At 51.9% G+C, this 17,523-nt stretch carries 20 protein-coding genes; 9 read left to right on the forward strand and 11 right to left on the reverse strand.

Annotated features, from left to right (window positions below; translation table 11 throughout):
* Window positions 1-208 precede the first annotated feature (208 nt).
* A complete protein-coding gene (gene hemQ, locus ACI1P2_RS20660; protein ID WP_355322178.1) occupies window positions 209-976 on the forward strand; it encodes a hydrogen peroxide-dependent heme synthase in 768 nt (255 codons plus the stop codon).
* 74 nt (window positions 977-1,050) lie between these two features.
* Here hemQ and ACI1P2_RS20665 read toward each other — a convergent pair whose 3' ends face one another.
* Window positions 1,051-2,241, reverse strand: a complete 1,191-nt coding sequence (locus ACI1P2_RS20665; RefSeq protein ID WP_355322180.1) for an NAD(P)/FAD-dependent oxidoreductase — start codon at window positions 2,239-2,241, stop codon at window positions 1,051-1,053.
* 156 nt (window positions 2,242-2,397) lie between these two features.
* Between ACI1P2_RS20665 and ACI1P2_RS20670 the strand changes: the two genes are divergently transcribed.
* Window positions 2,398-3,399 (forward strand): NAD(P)/FAD-dependent oxidoreductase, encoded by a 1,002-nt coding sequence (locus tag ACI1P2_RS20670; RefSeq protein WP_355322182.1) that lies wholly within the window; start codon window positions 2,398-2,400, stop codon window positions 3,397-3,399.
* Between the two features lie 148 nt (window positions 3,400-3,547).
* Here ACI1P2_RS20670 and sda read toward each other — a convergent pair whose 3' ends face one another.
* Entirely contained in the window at window positions 3,548-3,688 is a 141-nt protein-coding gene (gene sda / locus ACI1P2_RS20675; protein ID WP_355322184.1) for a sporulation histidine kinase inhibitor Sda, read from the reverse strand.
* 277 nt (window positions 3,689-3,965) lie between these two features.
* Window positions 3,966-4,625 carry a YheC/YheD family protein gene (locus ACI1P2_RS20680; RefSeq protein ID WP_355322186.1) on the reverse strand — a complete coding sequence of 220 codons (660 nt, stop codon included), beginning with the start codon at window positions 4,623-4,625 and terminating at the stop codon, window positions 3,966-3,968.
* Window positions 4,626-4,849: 224 nt separating this feature from the next.
* Between ACI1P2_RS20680 and ACI1P2_RS20685 the strand changes: the two genes are divergently transcribed.
* The gene (locus ACI1P2_RS20685; RefSeq protein WP_355322188.1) at window positions 4,850-6,382 is read left to right on the forward strand and encodes a Ppx/GppA phosphatase family protein; all 1,533 of its coding nucleotides are present in this window, start codon (window positions 4,850-4,852) and stop codon (window positions 6,380-6,382) included.
* Here the strand turns inward: ACI1P2_RS20685 and ppk1 are convergent.
* Window positions 6,342-8,450 (reverse strand): polyphosphate kinase 1, encoded by a 2,109-nt coding sequence (gene ppk1 / locus ACI1P2_RS20690; protein WP_355322190.1) that lies wholly within the window; start codon window positions 8,448-8,450, stop codon window positions 6,342-6,344. The genes ACI1P2_RS20685 and ppk1 overlap by 41 nt on opposite strands.
* Before the next feature lie 277 nt (window positions 8,451-8,727).
* On the opposite strand from ppk1, the gene ACI1P2_RS20695 reads away from it, so the two are divergent.
* The 3 genes from ACI1P2_RS20695 to ACI1P2_RS20705 all read left to right on the forward strand — a co-directional run bounded on the left by ACI1P2_RS20695 (window position 8,728) and on the right by ACI1P2_RS20705 (window position 10,622).
* On the forward strand, window positions 8,728-8,958 hold the full coding sequence (locus ACI1P2_RS20695) for a hypothetical protein (RefSeq protein ID WP_355322192.1): 231 nt from the start codon (window positions 8,728-8,730) through the stop codon (window positions 8,956-8,958).
* Window positions 8,959-9,100: 142 nt separating this feature from the next.
* Window positions 9,101-9,778 carry a futalosine hydrolase gene (locus ACI1P2_RS20700; protein WP_355322194.1) on the forward strand — a complete coding sequence of 226 codons (678 nt, stop codon included), beginning with the start codon at window positions 9,101-9,103 and terminating at the stop codon, window positions 9,776-9,778.
* 1 nt (window position 9,779) lies between these two features.
* Window positions 9,780-10,622, forward strand: coding sequence for a 1,4-dihydroxy-6-naphthoate synthase (locus ACI1P2_RS20705; RefSeq protein WP_355322196.1), 843 nt, complete (start codon window positions 9,780-9,782; stop codon window positions 10,620-10,622).
* A 163-nt stretch (window positions 10,623-10,785) separates the two neighbouring features.
* Here ACI1P2_RS20705 and ACI1P2_RS20710 read toward each other — a convergent pair whose 3' ends face one another.
* The 5 genes from ACI1P2_RS20710 to ACI1P2_RS20730 all read right to left on the reverse strand — a co-directional run bounded on the left by ACI1P2_RS20710 (window position 10,786) and on the right by ACI1P2_RS20730 (window position 13,383).
* A complete protein-coding gene (locus ACI1P2_RS20710) occupies window positions 10,786-11,796 on the reverse strand; it encodes an LLM class flavin-dependent oxidoreductase (protein ID WP_355322198.1) in 1,011 nt (336 codons plus the stop codon).
* A gap of 75 nt (window positions 11,797-11,871) precedes the next feature.
* On the reverse strand, window positions 11,872-12,183 hold the full coding sequence (locus ACI1P2_RS20715) for a hypothetical protein (protein WP_355322200.1): 312 nt from the start codon (window positions 12,181-12,183) through the stop codon (window positions 11,872-11,874).
* Between the two features lie 243 nt (window positions 12,184-12,426).
* Window positions 12,427-12,708 carry a hypothetical protein gene (locus ACI1P2_RS20720; RefSeq protein WP_355322369.1) on the reverse strand — a complete coding sequence of 94 codons (282 nt, stop codon included), beginning with the start codon at window positions 12,706-12,708 and terminating at the stop codon, window positions 12,427-12,429.
* A 127-nt stretch (window positions 12,709-12,835) separates the two neighbouring features.
* Window positions 12,836-13,195, reverse strand: a complete 360-nt coding sequence (locus tag ACI1P2_RS20725) for a HesB/IscA family protein (protein WP_355322202.1) — start codon at window positions 13,193-13,195, stop codon at window positions 12,836-12,838.
* Window positions 13,192-13,383 (reverse strand): hypothetical protein, encoded by a 192-nt coding sequence (locus ACI1P2_RS20730; protein WP_355322204.1) that lies wholly within the window; start codon window positions 13,381-13,383, stop codon window positions 13,192-13,194. The genes ACI1P2_RS20725 and ACI1P2_RS20730 overlap by 4 nt, the downstream gene beginning before the upstream one ends.
* A gap of 145 nt (window positions 13,384-13,528) precedes the next feature.
* On the opposite strand from ACI1P2_RS20730, the gene mqnE reads away from it, so the two are divergent.
* Both mqnE and ACI1P2_RS20740 read left to right on the forward strand, forming a co-directional pair.
* Window positions 13,529-14,635: an aminofutalosine synthase MqnE gene (gene mqnE, locus ACI1P2_RS20735; protein WP_355322206.1), complete on the forward strand. Its 1,107-nt coding sequence runs from the start codon at window positions 13,529-13,531 to the stop codon at window positions 14,633-14,635.
* 58 nt (window positions 14,636-14,693) lie between these two features.
* The gene (locus tag ACI1P2_RS20740) at window positions 14,694-15,761 is read left to right on the forward strand and encodes an NAD(P)/FAD-dependent oxidoreductase (protein ID WP_355322208.1); all 1,068 of its coding nucleotides are present in this window, start codon (window positions 14,694-14,696) and stop codon (window positions 15,759-15,761) included.
* Between the two features lie 194 nt (window positions 15,762-15,955).
* Here ACI1P2_RS20740 and ACI1P2_RS20745 read toward each other — a convergent pair whose 3' ends face one another.
* A complete protein-coding gene (locus ACI1P2_RS20745; protein WP_355322371.1) occupies window positions 15,956-16,207 on the reverse strand; it encodes a YuzB family protein in 252 nt (83 codons plus the stop codon).
* A gap of 86 nt (window positions 16,208-16,293) precedes the next feature.
* Here ACI1P2_RS20745 and ACI1P2_RS20750 point away from each other — a divergent pair, with 86 nt between their 5' ends.
* The gene (locus ACI1P2_RS20750; protein ID WP_355322210.1) at window positions 16,294-16,536 is read left to right on the forward strand and encodes a NifU family protein; all 243 of its coding nucleotides are present in this window, start codon (window positions 16,294-16,296) and stop codon (window positions 16,534-16,536) included.
* 77 nt (window positions 16,537-16,613) lie between these two features.
* Here ACI1P2_RS20750 and ACI1P2_RS20755 read toward each other — a convergent pair whose 3' ends face one another.
* On the reverse strand, window positions 16,614-17,381 hold the full coding sequence (locus ACI1P2_RS20755; RefSeq protein ID WP_355322212.1) for an SDR family oxidoreductase: 768 nt from the start codon (window positions 17,379-17,381) through the stop codon (window positions 16,614-16,616).
* Between the last annotated feature and the right edge of the window lie 142 nt (window positions 17,382-17,523).

Raw genomic sequence — 17,523 nt, forward strand, 5'->3', positions numbered from 1 at the left:
CTATCATACTTGGGCCTCTCTTCGATGCGGAAATAAAGGTAAAATTGCGGTATTTTGGCTGCCGCAGCCGCCCGCATTCGTCAAATTTCACGAATTCGTCTTTTTGCGGCTCCTCATGAATTGTTCACCATTCGTTCATTTGCCCCGCTGCTTTTGAATGGGATAGAATGGGAGGGGTGAAACATGCCAAGAACAGGAGTGAACGTGAATGAACCAACCCGCATCAACCACAAATGAAGCGGCAGCCACACTGGAAGGCTGGTATGCGCTCCATGATTTCCGGTCCATCAACTGGACAGCCTGGAAGGCGGCGGATGATGAAGAACGCGCCGGCGCGTTGGACGAGCTGAATGATTTTATGAAGGAATGGTCCGATGTGGAAGCAGCGGCTGCCGGAAGTTCGACGGCGTATGCTATCGTCGGCCAGAAAGCCGACTTCGTCATGATGCACCTGCGCGAGACACTTGAGGATTTGAACAAGCTTGAAACGGAGTTCAACAAAACTACCTTTGCCAAATATACTACAAAAGCCTACTCTTATGTAAGTGTTGTAGAGTTGAGCAATTATCTTGGAGGCAAGGACGAGGACCCGATGCAGAATCCGCAAATTGTCGCACGCCTGAAGCCGATCCTGCCGAAGAATCGTTATATCTGCTTTTATCCGATGAACAAGAAGCGCGACTTGAGCGATAACTGGTACATGCTGTCCATGGAAGAGCGGAAGGGCATGATGCGCAGCCACGGCTTGATCGGACGCAGCTATGCCGGAAAGGTCAAGCAGATCATTACAGGTTCCGTCGGCTTTGACGATTGGGAATGGGGCGTAACCCTCTTTTCCGATGATTCGCTGCAGTTCAAGAAGCTTGTATATGAAATGCGCTTCGACGAGGTCAGCGCCCGCTTCGGCGATTTCGGCTCGTTCTACGTCGGTAGTCTGCTAGACGTGGAGTCGTTCGGAGATATGATGAAGCTGTAAAACGCAGCGCATGAAAAAAGCCGTTCACAGATTTAACCGTGAACGGCTTTTTAATTTGCAGGAGAGGCGCTCATTTAAAAAAATCTTCCCTTCTTCAACACCAGCGGAATGCCGCCGATGATGAACAAATACCGGATGTCGACCATTTTTTTGAGCTGTGCCGCCACCCATCCCTTGATCTTTTTCTCGCCTACGACGGCAACCGCCTCTCCGCGGCCCAGGGAAGCCACCGTCCCTTTATTGCTGAACTTGAATTTTTGCAGCTCCTTGCCGCGGATGGCGGCAGCGATATTTTTCGCACAGACGACTCCCTGCTGCATCGCAATCTGGGCAGTCGGCGGATAAGGACGCCCTTCCGGGTTCATAAACACGGAGTTATCGCCGATCATATATACATGATCATGGCCGGGAGCACGCAAATACTCGTCGACCTTAACCCGTCCGCGCATCACCTCAAAGCCTGCTTCCTCGATCAAGTGATTGCCGCGGATGCCCCCAGTCCAGACAACCATGCCCGCAGGAATCATTTCACCTTCACCGATGATGACACCGTCAGCAAGACATTCTTTAATCGGAATACCGATTCTGAAGGCAACTCCTTTGCGCTTCAGAACGTCCATTGCATATTCGACCAGTTCGGGGTCGAAACCCGGCAGCGCCGTCGGGGCTGCTTCGACGTTGATGATTTTAATATCCTGCGGGTGGATATCGTACTCTCTGCACAGCTGCGGCAGCCGGTCCGCCAGCTCAGCCACAAATTCAATGCCTGTAAAGCCTGCTCCACCGACAACAAAGGTCAGTCTGGCCGGGTTACTGTCATTTTTATACTTGGCCAGTTGATAAGAAATATGGTCCCGGATCAGCCGTACGGAATTAATGCTGCGGATCGTGAATGCATTTTCCAGCATGCCGGGAATGCCGAAGGTTTCGGGATCCCCGCCGAGTCCCAGCACCAGATAGTCATAATCAAGCGAGCCTTTATCCAGCATCACCTTCTTTTCGTCCAGCTTGATGGCCTGAACCGTGGACTTGATAAAATCCACCCTGAGCTTATCAATCAGTCTGGAAATGGGAATTCTCGCGTGCTCAATGGAGTCTGTGCCCGCAGCCGGCATATGCAGGTGGGTCGTGATGTAATGATAATCATGACGGTTTACGAGCGTCACCTCAGCCTCTTTGTGCCTGAGTTCCTTCTGCAGGCTCTGAGCGGTCAGAATGCCGCCGTAGCCAGCGCCAAGAATTACAACTTTAGGAACACTGCCCATATGGATACCCCTTCCGGTTTTTCTTTCTTTGTCAGTGAGGCTCTTAACTTTCCAACAACCTGCTGTGCGTTTATAATAATAGAAATTGAATCAAACGTTCGGCGGATACAACCAATATACGAATGATTCAATGTACATTGTGGAGGTGTTGAACCAGTGACAGAGCAAATAACAGGCGCTGACATGAGCGATCTGATTATTATAGGAGGCGGCCCTGCAGGCTTATTCGCCGCATTCTATGGCGGCATGCGTCAGGCATCCGTCACCTTGATAGAAAGTATGCCCCAACTTGGAGGCCAGCTTGCAGCATTGTATCCTGAAAAATACATATATGATGTGGCAGGTTTTCCGAAAGTGACCGCACAGGAACTTGTAAACAACCTGGTGCAGCAAATGAATCATTTTAACCCAACGATTCGCCTTGAGGAAAAGGTGCTGTCCGTAGAGAAGAAAGAGGAGCGTCACTTTGTCGTTACGACCGATGCCGCCGAATATCACGGAAAAGCCGTTATTATTACTGCAGGCGTAGGCGCCTTTGAGCCCCGCAGGCTTGATCTTCCGGAAGCGGCCCGCTTCGAGAAGAGCAATCTTCATTATTTTGTCAGCGATCTGAACCGCTTTGCCGGCAAAAAAGTGCTCATCAGCGGCGGTGGCGATTCGGCGGTGGACTGGGCGCTTATGCTGGAGCCGATTGCGGAGCAGGTCACGCTGATTCACCGGCGCGACAAATTCCGTGCCCATGAGCACAGTGTCGAAAACCTGATCGCATCCAAGGTGCAGGTGATTACACCGACCGAAATTACAGAACTGCACGGAGAAGACCGGATTGCCAAGGTTACGCTCTCTCATGTAAAAACGAAGGAAACGCAAACCATTGATGTAGATGATGTGATCGTCAACTTCGGCTTTGTTTCTTCGCTGGGTCCTATTTCTGAATGGGGGCTGGAAATCGAAAACAACTCCATTGTGGTCGATACCCGCCAGCAAACCAATATTCCCGGGCTATTCGCGGCAGGGGATATTACAACCTATCCCGGCAAGCTGAAGCTGATTGCCGTCGGCTTTGGCGAAGCGCCTACAGCGGTAAATAACGCCAAGGTGTATTTTGATCCAGATGCCAAGCTGTCGCCGGGGCACAGCAGCAATATGAAGCTTTAAAAGTGGGGCTACCCTAGCATATGACATGAAAAGGCGCTTTACTCCCATTTTCATCATTGGGAATAAAGCGCCTTTGATTTAGGTGTTCATCTGGCTGGCAGCATAAACGGACTACCCTCTACCTGAGCAACAGAACATTGAAGATTTCTTATTGAAGAGAATAATCCGTAATGGTCAGATTTCTTCTATAGATCTCTGCCAATAGCAAGGAGATAAAATCGTCCTCTAGATCAAGCTCGATTGCCAAGTGGTAGGATTCCAGCAGCATTTCGTCCGTCAGCATACCCATCTCCGACACACCTTTCCTTTTTTTTCCTCGCCTCTTATTCTATCAAAATAGATAAACAGGAACAAGCGTTCTTGTTATCCACAAGCAGCTGTGGAAATCCTGTGTACAGTTTGTTGGTAAGTAGTCCAAAGCTTGATAAATCACAGTGGACAATGTGGATAAAAATTATACACAACCTTGTCGACTGCAAATGTGGAAAAAATTTTTTTTTAGATTGGCTTGTCAGAAATCTATTACCCTCGCAACTGCTGCCATAAACGAGCTCCCCATACTGCTATTACTGCGGACGTGTATTGACTTCCAGAATCCATATCCTTCCGCTGCGGTCTATGCCGTAGTCAAAGCCCAGTTGGCCCAAACCCGGAAAATGGCTCTCCAGAACAGAAATGCAAAGCCGGGTAAGCCCCCTCATTTCTTTTAATTTGGCCGAAGCCGAAGTACCTCTCAAAGATCTGCTCAGCCCTGCACGCCCCGGAAGCAGTGTGCCTCCTTTGCACAGATTGGTGACCACCAGACCGGGACGGGCGAGCCTGCCGACCATTGCGCGGAATTCCCAATGCTCTCCGTTCTTTACCGTTTTGACCCTGTAATCGATCGGCCTGCCCCCGATGGTTGCCAGCTCGATTCCCTGCTGTATGAGATAGGATCTTTTTAGCTTAATGGAGGATAGAACCCTTACAAGATCCTCAAAACGTGAACAGCGATATGTCTGGGATAGGCGTGTGCAATAATAGCCCGCAGCATGCCGCCCGACTTTGATGACACCGTGTCCTCCTCCTCCCTTTACCGGCTTGATGAATACGAATCTGTGCCGCTCCAGCATCCGTCTTAACTCTTCAGGAGAATATTTAACCGTCTGGGGAATATGAGCAGCAACCTGTCCGTTTTGCAGTAGCGCTTCCGTCTTCAGCAATTTGCTTGCAAGCTGTCTAGCCATAGCAAATCTCCTTTCCGGTCCTCCTAATACTATATCTACTCAAATAGACTCTTTCTTTCTTGTATGTTTGTCCAAGGCTGAGGCCTGTTTTGTCCACATAGATTTGAAATAGTAGTATCTGTGCTGCGGTATTGGTACAATATAAACTACAGCTTGACACTACAGGGCTGCGGCTTTCGCATCAGCCTTCGACCTGCCAAATCACTGTTAAGGGAGTGTACATAATGCACAGCAGTATAGGCATCATGGATATCGGCTCCAACTCTATCCGGCTGGTTATCTATGAAATAAAAGATACGGGGGCCTACCGTATCGTGAGAGAATATAAGGAATCGGCACGGCTTAGCGAGAAGGTCGGACCCGACGGAAGAATGGGACGGGAGGCGGTACTGGGCATCGCTCCCCTTTTGCGCCAATTTAAGGCGATATGCGAGCAGAATAATGTGTCCCGGATTAGAGCCGGAGCAACGGCAGCCATACGAAATGCGGTTAACTCTGAAGAGGTCCTGGCCTGGATCGAAGAAGAAACCGGATTGCTGGTGGAGGTGCTCTCAGGAGAGGAAGAGGGCAACGCAGGCTTTCTCGGCGTGGTCAACTCGATGAACGTACGTGACGGCATGATCATTGATATTGGCGGGGGAAGCACGGAGGTCACCCTGTTCAGGGAGCGGAAACGGCTCAAAACGTTCTCCTTTCCTTTCGGAGCCGTGAATATGAACCTCCGCTTTGGCCAGGAGAGCAGGGACGGAATCTGGGATGCGGAACAGATCGCCAGGCTGGAACAATACGTTCAGTCCGCCCTTGAGGAGCATCCATGGATCACTTCGAATCCGGGTCTGCCCTTTATCGGTCTTGGGGGGACGATGAGAACACTGGCCAAAATCAGCCAGCGGACACGGGATTACTCCCTGCAGGTGACCCACCATTATGAGATGGCGGCGGATGAGGTTGACCGGATGTTCGCCCATCTGCCCCGTCTCAGCAACGGACAGCGCAAAAAAATTGCCGGCCTGTCCAAGGACAGAGCCGACATTTTTATTCCAGGTCTGATTATACTTCAGACCATCTTCCGCGCAGCCCAGGGCGCATCCTTTCTAATCAGCGGGGCGGGCCTGCGCGACGGGCTCTTCCACGAGCTTGTCCGTCCGGAGAATCCCGTGCTGCCTGATCCGCTTCAGAGCTCGCTGCGTAATGTGCTGGAGTTCGGCGTTCCCGCCGCCCCGGATCACCTTGACCGGGTATTAAACTACACGCAGCAGCTGTACCGGCTCCTAACAGGAGAGAGCTGCCTGCTTGATGAACGGGTGACCCGAACCGCAGCTATGCTTTACAAAGCCGGGACCGCCCTGAATTATTATCATTACACGCAGCACAGCGTGTACTGGATCATGCGCGCCGGATTAGCCGGCTTGTCGCACCGGGAAATGGTTCTGGCAGCCATCGCCGCTGATTACCATCCGAAAAACCGGACCGAGCGCCTGCTTCATGCCCATAAAGACATCTTGCAGCCGCTGGATATGCAAAAAGTCCACCGCATCGGTTCCCTGCTCCAGCTGGGGATCGCGCTGGACCGCAGTGAAACCGGTTTGGTGGACAATATGGTGCCTTCCTTCGACGACGGCTCCCTTCATTTGCGTCTGCACAGCCGCGAGGAGCCTATCCTGGAGCTCAAGGCCATGGAAAACGCGGCCAAGGATGTGCAAAAAGCATGGGATATTATTTTATCGTGGTCTGTATTTCTTTCTTCCAATTCGTGACCTTCATCGCCTCAAATTGACTGCGGACGGGCGGGCTGTCGTTTTTCACAAAACGATAGCTTCCGTTCGGCATCAGTTGTCTGGCTTTTTCATTGTCACTGAGGGAAAGCTGGAGAATATCAACTACCATCTGCTTGAGTCCTTCATCAAACACAGGGCACATCAGCTCGATCCTGCGCGATAAATTGCGTGTCATCCAATCCGCACTGGAGAGGAACACTTCCGAATGGCCTGCATTCTCAAAATAAAAGATTCTTGAGTGCTCCAGAAAACGGTCGACGATGCTGATCACCCGTATGTTTTCGCTTAGTCCCGGAACCCCTGGACGCAGGCAGCATACTCCGCGCACAATCAGGTCGATTTTGACCCCGGCCTGGGAAGCTTCATACAGCTCATCAATCATCTCCTGGTTGGACAAGGAGTTCACCTTGGCTATAATTTTTGCCGGCCTTCCTGCTCTGGCATGTCCGGATTCCCGGCGAATCAATTCAAACAGCTTCGGCTTTAGCCCTGTCGGAGCGGCAGAAAGAGCCTGCAGCTGCTTAACCGTGGAAAAACCGGTGATTTCGTTGAACAGCCCCGATGCGTCCTCGCCAATAACCGGATTGGACGTGAACAGCCCGACGTCTGTGTAAGCTCTGGCCGTGCTTTCATTATAATTGCCTGTCCCAACATGCACATAGCGTTTGAGGGAGTTCTGCTCATGCCTTACGACAAGGATGATTTTTGCATGCGTTTTGAGGCCGACCAGCCCGTACACGACATGGCATCCCGCCTTTTCCAGCTTGCGCGCCCAGGCGATATTGCGTTCCTCATCGAATCTTGCCTTCAGCTCAACCACAACCGTAACCTGCTTGCCGGATTCGGCGGCGTGCGCCAGAGCGGGAATGAGACGGGATTCCCCGTTAACCCGGTACAGCGTCATTTTGATGGCCATCACATCCGGATCCTCGGAAGCCTCCAGCACAAAATCCGTAACCGCATCAAACGATTCATATGGATGGTATACCAGCACATCGCGGCTGCGCAGCACCTCGAACATGTCCTCGCGCAGCGGCAGCTCCGGCGGATACAGAGGCTTGATCTGCGGAAAGCGCAGATGCGAATAGCCTTCAAGACCGTCGGCAAAGGAGGACAGAAATCCGAGATCCAGCGGCCCGTCCGTTTCGAATACGTGATCGAACAACTCGAATTCTGTCTGCAGCTCCAGCAGAGCGTATGGATGAATGCCTTTTTCAACCTCCAGCCTTACAGGGGCTCCCCTTCTCCGTCTGCGCAGCTCCTTCTCGATCTCCTCCAGCAGATCCTCCGCTTCCTCTTCATTGATGCTCAGGTCAGCATTGCGCGTCACCCGGAAGCCATGAACAGATTCCGGGATGTAGCCGCTGAACAACGTATGGATATGGTGCTTGATTAAATCCTCAATCAGAATAAAATGCTTGTTTTTACTGTTCGCGCGGCGCGGAACGGCAACGACGCGCGGAATATTCGAAGGAACCTGGACAATGGCGAAAAACGGCTTCTCATCGGGACCGTCCCCCTTCCGCCGCAGCACGACCGCGAGATAGATATATCTGTGATGCACAAGCGGAAACGGACGGCTCTGATCGACCGCCATCGGTGTCAGCACCGGAAAAATAATGTCATGGTAGTAGGTGTCCAAAGCCTTGCGCTGGGTAGCGTTCAGATCCTCGTAATCCAGGAATACAAGCCCTTTCTTCACCATCTGGCGCGACACTTCGCGGAAGGTCTTGTACTGCTCGGATACCATTTCCGAAATTCTTTTGACCAACCGCTTGTACAAACCTGGCGAAGTGTAGCCGGTAAAATCCTTCTGCATGAAGCCTGCTTTGATTTTCTCCCGGGTTTCCGCTACACGGACGGACATGAATTCGTCCAGGTTGCTGGAGACGATGGCGAGAAACTTGGCCCGTTCCAGCAGCGGAGTATCCGGAGCCTGCGCTTCCTGCAGCACCCTGCGGTTAAACTCGATCCAGCTGAGATCACGATTGAAATAACGGGCTGCCCTTGCTTTGTCGCTCTCGGCGTGACTTTCTTCTTTGATCATAGTGACCTCCATTATTTGCCCCATAATTGAATTGTCTTTGTCTTCAATGTTGTCCCGCTTATTCCCGTAATGCCGGAAGAACGAAATCTTACCTGGTTATTGTACTATCGGTATCGTCTGCATTCACCATCAGTATATCAACAAAATGTAAAATCTGCGTAAACGCACAACTTTTGTCCTTTACAAAACAGCCTATACACGTTAAAGTCATTACTTGAATCAAATTTTTTATGTGGCATCACTGGCCCAGCAAAGCCAAAATCCGGGAGGACGATCTATGGATTCGAAGAAAAAACCCCGCATTCTGCAAAAAAATATCGATTTTTTTATAGCCGCATTGTCCCAAACCCCCGTTACGGTATGGCAGGAAGATCCGACAGGTGTATACTGTGAGATCGGAAGCGGGCTTATTGAAATGTTCTCGGATACGACTATACGCGTCCGCAATGCTGATGGCAGCAAAAGTCATTTCGACCGGGACATCACCATGTTCCAGGGTATTCATTAATTTTAGGGTACTGATTTTTTTCAGCTATGCAAGCGCCTGAAGGCGCTTTTTTTGTTTTTTCATAAGCTGCGGTTATTTTGAATGCTGCTTTCAAAAGGTGTATGATGAGTAACGAATCGAATTATGGAAGCAGGGATCACTTGTGCAAGAGACATCTTCCTTTAACCCTTCCGTCCAGGAAGGAAGCATATTGATTATGACGGCGGTGGAAGCCGAGCGGGAGGCTGTTCTGCGCGGCCTGAACGGCAGCCCACGCTTTGATGTGCAGCTGGCCGGGGTAGGCCCGGCTTCGGCAGCCGCCCTTACGGCAGGGCGGCTGGCCGCTGGCGGCTACCTGGCTGTCATCAGCGCCGGCATCGGCGGAGGTTTCGCCGGAGTTGCGCCGGTGGAATCGGTCGTGGTGGCGACCTCCATCATCGCTGCGGATCTTGGCGCCGAAACGGCGGAAGGCTTCAGCAGCGTGGACGAGCTCGGCTTCGGCTCCAGCCGTCTGCCGGTGGACGCCGGGACCGCCGCCCGTTGGGTCCAGCTCCTTGCGGCCGGCGGTCTGCAGGCCTGTGTCGGCCCGGTGCTGACCGTGTCCACGGTGACGGGCACCGCCGCCGCGGCGGCGGCGCTGGCCGAGCGGGTACCGGGCGCCGCCGCCGAAGCGATGGAAGGCTACGGGGTCGCCATGGCCGCGCGCTACGCAGGGCTGCCCGCGTTTGAGCTGCGCGCCATCTCCAATGCCGTCGGCCCCCGCAACCGTGCCGAATGGCGGATCAAAGAGGCGCTGCAGTCGCTTGAAGCTGCATTCAAGATTTTAACGGAGGTTTTATAAGATGAAGATTGCATTTTCGCCATGCCCCAACGACACCTTTGTATTTCACGCATTGGTACACGGATTGGTTGAGGGCGCACCCGAGTTTGAGGTCAAATATGCCGATATCGATATTACGAACAATCTGGCCGTAACGCCCGAGGGACTGGATGTCATGAAAATCTCCTATGCCGCCCTGCCATGGGTGCTGGATGACTACGCCCTGCTGCCTTGCGGCGGCGCGCTGGGACGCGGCTGCGGCCCGCTCGTGCTGACGCTGGACGGCTCCACAGACCCGGTAGCCCTGTCAGGCAAGCGCGTGGCTGTTCCAAGCGAACGCTCCACCGCCTACCTGCTGTTCCGCCTCTGGGCGGCCAAGCATGTGCCGGGCGGCGTGGGCGAGATCGTTGTCATGCCGTTTGACCAGATCATGCCGGCTGTACGGGATGGACAGATGGACGCGGGACTGGTTATTCACGAAGCACGCTTCACTTATCCCGAATACGGGCTCAGCCTGCAGGTGGATCTGGGCAGCTGGTGGGAAGAGGATACGGGACTGCCGATTCCGCTTGGGGCTATCATTGCCCGCCGCAATCTGGATCTGAAAGCGATCGCCGGCTGGATCCGTGCCTCCGTGGAATATGCGTGGCAGCATCCCGAGGCTTCCCGCGATTACGTTTTATCACACGCCCAGGAAATGTCTCCGGACGTGGCACAGTCCCATATCAATCTGTACGTTAATGATTTCACGGCTGATCTTGGCGAGAGCGGTTATGCCGCAATTGAGGTTCTGCTCGGCCGCGCCGCCGCCGAGGGCCTGGTTCCTTCATTTGATCCCGCCAAGCTGCGTCCGGATCACGTATAACATTCAATAGTCAATTAGAAAAAGACAGTCCGCCATGCCTGAACTGCACCAATTTGTTTGATACGACTAGCAGTGGAAGTGCAGTTCACAAGCCGCGAACTGTCTTTTTTGTTTTTCATGAATAATTTCCCGAAATACAGAAAAAATAATATTCCGCTAAAAATTATAGATCATCAACAGCTTCTTTCAGCAGCTCCAACGAACGCTTGCGCTGCTGGAAATCATAAATCAGCGACAACGCCATAAGCTCATCAAACCGGTAGCTCTGCTGCAGCTCACGAATTTTTCGGCGGATGGTGGAAGGGGAACCGATCACGTAAATGCTGCGGATTCGTTCCAATTCCTCCAGTTCGCCAGCGGACAGGTTCTCCAGCGCTGCTCTGGCTGACTGCGGATCTGCCAGCCTTACGATGCGCCCCTTATTCAGCATCAGGCTGAAACGCAGTGAACCAACGGCCGCTTCCTCCGCTTCTTCGTCTGTATCTGCGGCAATGATTCGTATGGCAAGCATGCTGTAGGGCTGTTCTATAACATCCGACGGGCGGAACGTGTCCCTGTACCGCTGGAAGGAAAGCAGCGCCTTCTGCTGCTGGGTTTCGGAAAAGAAAGCAAAAGCGTAAGGCAATCCTGCCGTCCCCGCCAGCCTAGCGCTGGAAGGGCTCGTGCCAAGCATCCAAAGCTGCGGCTTTACCGAAATTCTGGGGGTAGTCATCAAACCGTGCAATGGATGCTTCACTGGAAGGATGTCCTTCAAATATTCCTGCAGCTGTCTCAGTTGATCGGAAAAAGTATCGGGGTCCCGCAGCTGCAAATCCTGCAGCGCTTTGGTGGACAGCGGAACACCGCCGGGCGCCCGACCTACACCCAGATCGATCCGTCCCGGCGCCAATGCACCGAGCACGCGAAAATTTTCCGCTACCTTGTACGGGCTGTAATGCGGCAGCATGACGCCGCCGGAGCCCACGCGTATCCGTCTTGTCCTGGCAGCCAGGAAGCTAATGAGCACCTCGGGGGAGGAGCCTCCCAGCGCATCCGTGCTGTGGTGCTCCGATACCCAATAACGCTCGTAACCCAAACTGTCCGCATGCACCGCCGTTTCCACTGTCTGCAGGAAAGCTTCCTCAGGCGATTCCTGATCCCGCAGCACAGTTTGATCAAGTACGCTAACTTTCATTTGGACTCACATCCTAACCAATACAGAAAAAGCCTTGAGCGTGCGGTGCACCCAAGACTTGATCCCATTTTTTCATTAGGCCTCTATTACTTCCGGTTTAAATACATTGTCCAGCTTCGTGCCCAGCCTTTTCACCAAAGGGACCTTGATATCCCGGCTCAGCTCTTTAAGAAAAGTCTCCACATCGCAGTTCACGCGCTCCAGCCGCAGTTCTATAGAACCATCGCCGATAATGCTCGAATTGGCTTCTTCGGGCACCACGACTTCAACGTCATACTTTTTGGTCAGCGTGTTGCTGTAACGGGAGAAAATTTCAATCAACTCGTCATTGCTGAACTTTTCGATCGCTGTCTTCCCTTTGTTTGTAAATTTCAGTTTCACTCTCACTTGTCCTGTCCCCTTTTCGTTCAACCATAAAATTTGTGCAAATCACGGAAGCTGCTCTGGCTGCGTATGGGCCCATAAAGAGACGACCTGAAATCCTATGATGAACCTTACATAATTATATCAATATTTTCATTATTTTTCACCACAAGTTGTTCGCTTATTCGTTCTCCTTTAGTAAAGCAAAGACGATTGCCGGAAAGACAATCGCTTTTGCTTGAGGGGGGACTTGGCCAAACATCCCCATTATACAGGCTTGGTGCATGTCCAGCCGTGGGACTCGTATTCCCGGACCGCATCCCGCAAATCCTCCGCATCATCGGAATAGATCGTGACCGGAGGAAGGGCAACCAGACATTCATCCGCAGCGTAATCGATCATGACATCCTCGACCTCGTAATACAGCATGTCCCCAAAAGCGGGATCGGTTATTTTATGTCCTGTATTTGGCAGACTGTAAGATTCGAACGTTCTGGAAACCTTCGTATATTCCTTTACGCCCGTGGCGGATATTTGCTGGGTGATCACTATTTTCAAGTTAAATCTCTCCTTATGAATACCATGGTCCAACAGAGCTTTTAAGCCGCAAAAAACCTCCATAAGCAGATAGGATGCTATCCTGCTATGGAGGTTTTTAACTGCTGACATCTCTGCCTCAGCACTGCTCCGGATTCGGCGCGCCTGCGTCTTCGCGTGTGCGGAAAGAGGAGCCGCAGCCGCATGTAGCGATGGCGTTCGGATTATGGATGGTGAAGCCGCCGGACATGCCGGATTCCTCGAAGTCGATTTCCAGACCGTTGAGGTAGGGGAGACTCTCCTTCTCCATAACCACCTTCAAGTCCTGGACGTCCATATATATATCCTGATCGCTTTCCTGATCATCGAAACCCATTGCATATGAGAAACCTGTGCAGCCACCTGGTGTTACACCCAGACGCAGGAACATATTCGGCACTTCCTGCTGTGCAAGCATTTCCTTCAGGCGCCCGGCAGCTGAATCTGTAATTGTAATCATTGCTTTTCCTCCTTTTCCTTGCATTCTACCTCTTCAGTATACTCCAGTTTCGGCAGAGCCTCAAGCCATGGAAGCGCCCGTCCACCAAGGACAAAAGCACTGTTTTTCTCGCCGATCCGGTTGAACACCCGGCAGGTCAGGTTTATAATAGATGGGTGCGTAACAAACAAATGTCGGAATTTCGTCATAGATAAGACCGATATCGTTCGTTTTGTAACATTTTTCACAGCATAACATGCTCCGCGAAGCCGGAAGCGTACCGACGGAACGGGACATCCTGTGTGTATCGGCTGACAATGGCTGATCGCTCAGCATTTTGGAGGAGGAATAGGTATGTCCACATTAGTATCACCCTTTACAGAGCGAAGAATGGCGGAGATTGTTGAGAAGGTCCGCAACGGCGAGCGTCTGACGCTTGAAGACGGCGTGTACCTTTATGAGACCGACGATCTTCTGACCTTGGGCCAGCTCGCTAACGAAGCCAATTTGCGCAAGAACGGCAAAAAAGTGTATTTCATTGAAAATATGAGCCTGTACTTCACCAATGTATGTGAAGCCCGCTGCGCGTTCTGCAATTTCCGTAAGGACCTGGGCGAGGAGGGCTCCTATACATTGTCCGGTCAGGAAATGATCGACTATGTTGAACAGCATATCCATCCCGGAGTGCGTGAATTTCATATCGTCGGCGGGCATAATCAACATGTGCCTTTTCAATATTATGTTGATTCGCTGAAGGTGCTCCATGAAAAATATCCTCATGTCACCCTTAAGGCTTATACGGCTGCCGAGATCGATTTCTTCACCCGCATCAGCGGACTCAGCATAGAGGAAGTGCTGCAGGAGCTGCGGAAAGCCGGACTGCAAACACTGACCGGCGGCGGCGCTGAAATTTTATCAGACCAATACCGGCAGAAAATGAAAGTCACTAAGGCCAACGTGGATCGCTATCTGGAGGTTCATCGGACGGCTCACAAGCTTGGCATGAAGACCCACACGACCATGCTGTACGGATCGGTTGAGTCTTATGAGGACCGGGTTAATCACATGCTGCAAATTCGCGAGCTTCAGGATGAAACCGGCGGTTTTATGGTGTTTATCCCGCTGTCCATGCAGCCAAAGAGCAAAAATGCCGGCATCATGCGGCGTAATTCAGCCTACGAGGATCTTAAGACGATTGCCATCAGCCGCCTGATGCTCGACAACATCCAGCACGTCAAGGCCTACTTCATTAACATCGGGCCGCAGCTCACGCAGGTGGCGCTCTCCTTTGGCGCGTCCGATGTTCACGGCACAATCGTGCGCGAGCAAATCAGCCATGCTGCCGGAGCGCTTACGCCTGCCGGTCTGACCCGCAAAGAGCTCATCTGGCTCGTCAAGGGAGCCGGCCGCATTCCGGTTGAGCGGGACACCTTCTATAACGAAATTGAAGTGTACGAGTAATCTGTTGTAAGCAACTCAGGTTGGCACAATCGTTGACTAGAAAGGGCGTTACCTTATCATGAAGAAATTCGTCATTCTTGGTGGCGGCTACGGCGGTCTCACCATTGCAAAAGAACTACTGGACAAATCCTTACCAAAAGATACCGAGGTTGTGCTTGTGGACCGGATGCCGTTTCAGGGACTTAAAACGGAATATTATGCGCTGGCTGCCGGAACAGTATCGGACTTTGAACTGAGAGTCACCTTCCCGGAGCACGATCAGCTTACCCGCAGATACGGGGAAGTAACCTCCATCGATCTGGATGCCAAAACCGTCCACTTTCAAGACGGTGAGCCGTTGGAATATGATCAGCTCGTGATTGGCCTGGGCTGTACGGACCGTTTTCATAATACCCCCGGAGCTGAAGAGTACGCCAGCACGATCCAATCGTTCAACAGCACACGGCAGGCTTATATGCGCTTGAATGAAATCATGCCCTACGGGAGCGTCCATATTGTCGGGGGCGGTCTGAGCGGGGTGGAAATTGCAGCCGAATTGCGGGAGAGCCGTCCGGACCTCAACATCTCTATCATGGATCGGGGCGAACGGGTGCTCTCTTCCTTCCCGCAACGTCTATCCGCCTATGTGCATGCATGGTTCAAAGAGCATGATGTGAACGCTATGTCCCATGTCTCGGTGACAAGGGTTGAACCTAACGCAATCTATAACCGTGATGAGCTCATTCCTACCGATGCCGTCGTATGGACGGCCGGGATCCAGCCGGTGAAGATTGTTCAGGATCTGAAGGTAGCCAAGGACCCACAGGGACGCATCGTTCTGAATGGGCTGTACCAAATCCCGGATCATACCGAGGTATATGTCGTCGGGGATTGCGCGAGTCTTCCTTATTCACCGAGCGCACAGGCGGCAGAAGTCCAGGGTGAGCAGATTGCCCATATCGTCCATGCGCTCTGGAAAGGGGAGTCGCCACATGTGCACCCTATCAAGCTGCGCGGCACCCTTGGATCATTGGGCAAAAAGGCCGGATTCGGCTACGGCTTCCTGGGCGGAACGGCCCTGCGCGGACGTATTCCACGTCTGCTCAAAAGCGGTGTCCTCTGGAAATCGAAGCGTCATTTTGGCTAAAGTTGAGGATTACACTCCTGTCACGGAAAGACTATGATGAAAAATTCATCGTAGTCTTTTTCTTTTAAAGCTGTTCTCACTAACGTTCGTTCTATTCTTGCATAATATGATATGAATAGAAAAAAGGCTACGATGAAAACCTTCACCATAGCCTTTGCCCGCTAAGTATCACAAAAGTTAAATTTTCCTGGCAATCAGTCAATATCGAGACTATCCCATGCTTCGGCTTCCTTGATTTTGGCGATAATTGCATCATACAATGCTTCAGGCGAATCCGCCGCCACAATTTCACCGTTAACCATGGCGTATGGCTGGGCATAACACTGCCCGCAATTGTTCAGACAGCCGTATTCCACGACATCGTATTCGGGGTTCTCCTCCAGTCTGGGCATAACATCCTCAGTGCTGATATTGCTGCTGCAAAATTCTATGATCGGTCTCATGATTTTATTTCACCTGCTTTTGACGGGAGCATTTTATTTTGCTCTCGTTTGTAATATAATAAACCTTATAGGAAAGGAGTTGAATTTTAATGAGCGATAACACAATCACCATGTATGATGAAGTGTTGGAAGTTTTGGATAAATTGCGTCCGTTCCTGCAGCGTGACGGCGGTGACGTAGAGCTGGTTGACGTGGAAGACGGCATCGTGAAGCTGAAGCTGATGGGTGCCTGCGGCAGCTGCCCGAGCTCGACCATTACGTTGAAAGCCGGCATTGAACGTGCTCTTCTCGAAGAAGTTGACGGGGTGCAGGAAGTAATACAGGTATTCTAATATGCTTCAGGCATATTGATGGTAAGGGTCTTGGCTTCGCAAGAAGCCAAGGCTCTTTTTTGTGGACTCCTGCCCATCTACAATATCGAAGGGCGGATCGGATCAAGGCCTCCGGAGATGTCCATAATATTGCCTGTAATGAAATCGGACGAATCCTCGCATAAATAGGCAATCACGCGCGCGATATCCTCACCGCTGCCCGGTCTGCCCATGGGCGTCTCATCATCCCGCAGCCCCCTGACCTCGGCAATCGTTTTCTCCTTATTATCACCACGAATGTCTCCGGGACAGATCATATTGACCGTAATTCCCGACGGAGCTTCTTCAACAGCCAGGGTTTTCGTAAAAGAAACCAGCCCCACCTTCGCCGCCGCATATACCGCCCGGTGCGGCCACGCTCTTCCCTCAGCAGCATGTCCAAAGCCAAAATGGATAATCCTTCCCCATCGCTGTCTGCGCATATGCGGAAGCACCAGATGATCCAGCAGCATCGTGCCGACAAGATTCCCGTTCAGCATAGCATGAATTTCAGCAGGCGCATAGTCAGCAAACAGCTTGCGTTCTCGTATAAACGGCCCTGCATTATTCACCATGATATCCACACCGCCGAGCTTAAGCTCCACCTGGCTCACAAGCTTTTCAATATCCGGCTGCTTGGAAATGTCCGCCTGAACGGCCGTACATCGTACGCCCTTGGCCTGAATAATTTGCTCCAGCTCCAGAGCTTCCCCCCGGCTGTGTACATAGTTTATCGCAATATCGAACCCTTGATCCGCCAAATGTAAAGCTGTCATTCTTCCCAGCCCTTTGGCGCTTCCTGTAATCAGGGCAACCTTTGGTTTCAACGTACTTCTTCCTCCTCTGCAAAGAGAAAACGCCACAGGAACAGTATAAAAGATTTAGGTCCATGCCTCAACTAACCGGAGCGCAGCATGCAAAAAACCGCTCTGTCCGAAGGCAGCAGCGGTATATAAGGCATAACAGTGT

The organism is Paenibacillus jiangxiensis (assembly GCF_046098255.1).
Classification (GTDB): Bacteria; Bacillota; Bacilli; order Paenibacillales; family Paenibacillaceae; genus Paenibacillus; species Paenibacillus jiagnxiensis.